Source organism: Asaia sp. A2, from assembly GCF_057319415.1.
In genome coordinates this window covers 1-3,769 of sequence record NZ_JBXWTO010000036.1, presented here as the reverse complement: position 1 = coordinate 3,769, position 3,769 = coordinate 1, and the positions used below count along the sequence as shown (strand labels likewise).

Here is a 3,769-nt window from a genome sequence, read left to right as displayed (position 1 = left end):
CGGGCAAGCCGCTCCTCAACGTCAAAGAAACCACACTGCTTCATAGCGCCATTCCCTCAGTCAGAACCGGACGAATGGAATCACAGAGCTGGTTTCAAAACCAGTGGGTTCTTCGAACCCTCCATCTGGCCGACTGCTTCTGCTCAGGCTGACCGATATTTCGGATAATACGGACGGACAGATGATCCTGAATGCTATCCGCAAACGCTGGCCGTGGGTAAAGCATCTGTTCTCAGATGGGGCTTATGACCGCTTGCAGTTGATGAACAAAGCGGCCTTTCACGGCTTTACGGTCGAGATTATCCGCCGGTCAGATATAGCAAAAGGATTTGAGGTCTTGCCGCGCCGATGGGTCGTGGAGCGGATATTTGGCTGGATGACCCGCTGGCGCCGACTGGTGAGGGACGACGAACAGCGTATCGACGTCGCAGAAGCCATGATCTACATCGCCATGCGAAGCCTCATACTACGCCGAAACACTCATCCGTGAATGTCCAAAAGGCCTCTGACGACGAGTGAGTACTTCCTTATAGAGATCCTCATAGAGAGACCCGTAATCGTGCATGTTGGACGAAATTATCCTCTCACGACCTCGTTCTATAAGTTCGCAACATCTTTCATCATTATTGTCTAGTTGCGCAAGGCCATGTGATATTGACGCGATATCGTAAGGATCTACTAGAAGGCCTGCATTACCAGCTATTTCTTCAGTTGTGCCACCTTTGGAAGTCAATACGGGCACTCCCAATGCCATAGCCTCAATAATTGGTAGACCGAAACCTTCCGCAAGAGACGGGAATACGATTGCGCGAGCGCGGGACATGGCCGCCAATAACGAGTTCCGGTCGATCCAAGGTAGTCGTATGACCCTTTCCGGGTGCGCGTGACGTGCAAGAGCAGAAAGTTCCTCTTCTGCGCCAAAACCGTCTGGGCCAATCAGTACCAAGTTCCTAACACTGCGACTGCGGCTATGGGCTTCGATCAATCGGGCAATATTCTTACGTCGCTCAATTGTGCCAATATGAACAAAGCTGCCATCAGGGCAAGGCGTGATTGTATCTGGGTCGATATGGGCGCTCTCGCCCATTGTGTCGGTAATTTGTGGGATAACACGGATATACGTAGGGGGGAGGCCGAAAAAAGATTGCAGATCCCGTTTCACGGTTTCCGAGATGGTCACAATCATGTCCGATTGATTGATAACATTTTCGAGTAACCGTTTTAAACGTATCGGATTTGTATCACAGAACTCAGGATACAAAAGAGGGATGATATCGTGGATTGTAACGATATTCAAACAGTCTCTCATGTGGATAGGTAGGGGACAAGTCCAATGCATTATTGATGGTGGCTCGGCAGCCTTTAGAGTGAGCGGTCTCCCGTAAATATTGAAATGTACATGTGCAATACGAAATATATCATGTGAAAAAAGATCACGCTGATTTGCACCTGTGCCGGTCGTGGCTTTCCGTGAGTGCGAACTTAGGGCGCGTAAAAAGCGGCGCGCGCGCGCCGATGCTGTATGTGCTGCCGTAGAAGCCGCCACGTCTCCGTGGGGGGCTTCGTTAAGCCAGCCTACCGACAAACTGCCCCGCCTCCTCAGTGCTTCTGAAAGAGTTCGTGTGTATGTTGTAATACCCGTGCCATGAGCGCGTCCGGTATTCCGTGCGTCTAGCATAATCCGCATATAATCGGACGCTTAACGCGGGCGAATATGTGTTTTGAAAAGTCGATCTACGAGCGGTACGGTCGTAGCGTAGTTGCCGTGCGTAGGAGCATAGTGATGTAGTAAATGATGCCTACGCAAAATTCGAGCCAATCGACCCCGTATGTTGGATTGATGACACGCCCAGTGCACGGTATCATAGAAAGTGTAGCCGACAACGAACCCGGCAAATCCCGAATTGGCTGCCGTAAGACCCGAATGTTGCCAAATCAGCCATATCAGGACGCCCAGAGGAAGGCTCACAGTTAACGGCATGATACTGCGTAGAGGGTCTTTTGGATCAGCGTGATGATTGCCATGAATCAAGAAGATGAAGTGTTGGCCGAGCGCTGATTTGAGATTGAGATGGAAGATGTAGCGGTGTGCTATATACTCAAAGAGTACCCATAGTGACAACCCAAAGATAAACGATCCTGCCATTGCCGCGCCAGTATCAGTCTGAATGGCCCTAGCGATAGCGATAGCATCAATTGAGAGCCAGACGCTCAAAAAAAGAGGAAAAGGAGTTAACGTTGTTAGCTCAAGCCATCTGTTTCTAAACAGGCGGACCCGGGTCGGATGTGCTCTAAAAATCCGCTCCCTCATTGCAAACCTCACCTGTCTCTGACACAGTTAACCAAGAATTTTCAACCCTATCACTCGGCCCGCTCCATGTAAATCACAGTAGGTCGCTCCAGCAGTAACCGGTCATTACCGGCTGATCCTGAAGACCGTCAGTAATTCGTCTCATGAAGGTTCGGTAGTGGCGCACAGCGCGCCAAGACTGATATAGGGTCATGAGATCATGAAGTATGAGGCAAGCCAATCCATATGAGCAGAGTATCTTCGGGTTTTGAGACTGATGGAGCAGTTAGAGCCTGTTTGGAAACTGCGTCTGAGCCCGACAAATGGTCGGGTGCCCATTTAGCTTTTGCGCAAATGCCCTGATTTCCGCTGTTTCATGATCGTCAATTGCTCGGTTCAGCTGCCAGGGGCCATCATCAGAGGACTTTCCAAACAGGCTCTTAGAGCCCTTTTGGAAATTTGGTGTGAGTAGTTTTCAGGAGGTTTGGCACATGATTCGGAGTCGGAATGTGGACGCCAGAACAATGAGGCCGGATGGCCAATATCAAGCGCAAGAGGAAGCGTCACCGGTCTGATCTGAGCGATGGGGAATGGGAGCGCGCAGCGCCCCTGATACCGCCCTTGCGCTGGCGTGGTTGAAAACAGGCAACTGATTTTCGTAAGATCATCAACGCGCTGCGTTATTTTGTTCGCTCGGGCTGATGCGTCGTTTCCTGTTTCATCCCAGCCATGATGTCTGCCTGATGCTCGATCGTGAAGCCGCGGGACGCGAGGCCAGTCCATCTGGTGGCGTTATCGACAGCCAGAGTAATAAAGGCTCCTCATGCAAAGACCCGTGGTTATGACGCAGGCAAGAAGGTTATCGGCTGGAAACGCCACATCGCTGTTGATACAGATGGCCGACTGCTTCTGCTCAGGCTTAGGCTTAGGCTTAGGCTTAGGCTTAGGCTTAGGCTTAGGCTCAGGCTCAGGCTCAGGCTCAGGCTGACCGATATTTCGGATCGTACGGACGGACAGATGATCCTGAATGCTATCCGCAAACGCTGGCCGTGGGTAAAGCATCTGTTCTCAGATGAGGCTTATGACCGCTTGCAGTTGATGAACAAAGCGGCCTTTCACGGCTTTACGGTCGAGATTATCCGCCGGTCAGATACAGCAAAAGGATTTGAGGTCTTGCCGCGCCGATGGGTCGTGGAGCGGACATTTGGCTGGATGACCCGCTGGCGCCGACTCACAAGCCATGATCCTCGCTGCCATGGGCGCCACAATCTCACCCGCAGAAATGCCCATCCGTGAGTTTCCAAACAGGCTTTTATCGACCGCATTTTTGTCACCTGGGACATCGAGCACGAGAGCACGAGAGCACGAGAGCACGAGAGCACGAGAGCACGAGAGCACGAGAGCACGAGAGCACGAGAGCACGAGAGCACGAGAGCACGAGAGCACGAGAGCACGAGAGCACGAGAGCACGAGAGCACG

The 3,769-nt window shown here is 51.8% G+C and carries 2 protein-coding genes and 2 pseudogenes; 2 read left to right on the top strand and 2 right to left on the bottom strand.

Annotated elements, in window-relative coordinates; translation table 11 throughout:
* Positions 1–127: 127 nt before the first annotated feature.
* Positions 128–490, top strand: a pseudogene (locus ACWNRM_RS15145) (transposase); the annotation flags it as partial.
* Here ACWNRM_RS15145 and ACWNRM_RS15140 read toward each other — a convergent pair.
* Together ACWNRM_RS15140 and ACWNRM_RS15135 are read right to left on the bottom strand one after the other, a co-directional pair.
* Positions 467–1,678, bottom strand: a complete 1,212-nt coding sequence (locus ACWNRM_RS15140) for a glycosyltransferase family 4 protein (protein ID WP_485172251.1) — start codon at positions 1,676–1,678, stop codon at positions 467–469. The pseudogene ACWNRM_RS15145 and the gene ACWNRM_RS15140 sit on opposite strands and share 24 nt — an antisense overlap.
* A gap of 21 nt (positions 1,679–1,699) precedes the next feature.
* Positions 1,700–2,146 (bottom strand): sterol desaturase family protein, encoded by a 447-nt coding sequence (locus ACWNRM_RS15135; protein WP_485172252.1) that lies wholly within the window; start codon positions 2,144–2,146, stop codon positions 1,700–1,702.
* 678 nt (positions 2,147–2,824) lie between these two features.
* On the opposite strand from ACWNRM_RS15135, the pseudogene ACWNRM_RS15130 reads away from it, so the two are divergent.
* Positions 2,825–3,586 (top strand): annotated as a pseudogene (locus ACWNRM_RS15130) (transposase).
* Positions 3,587–3,769 lie beyond the last annotated feature (183 nt).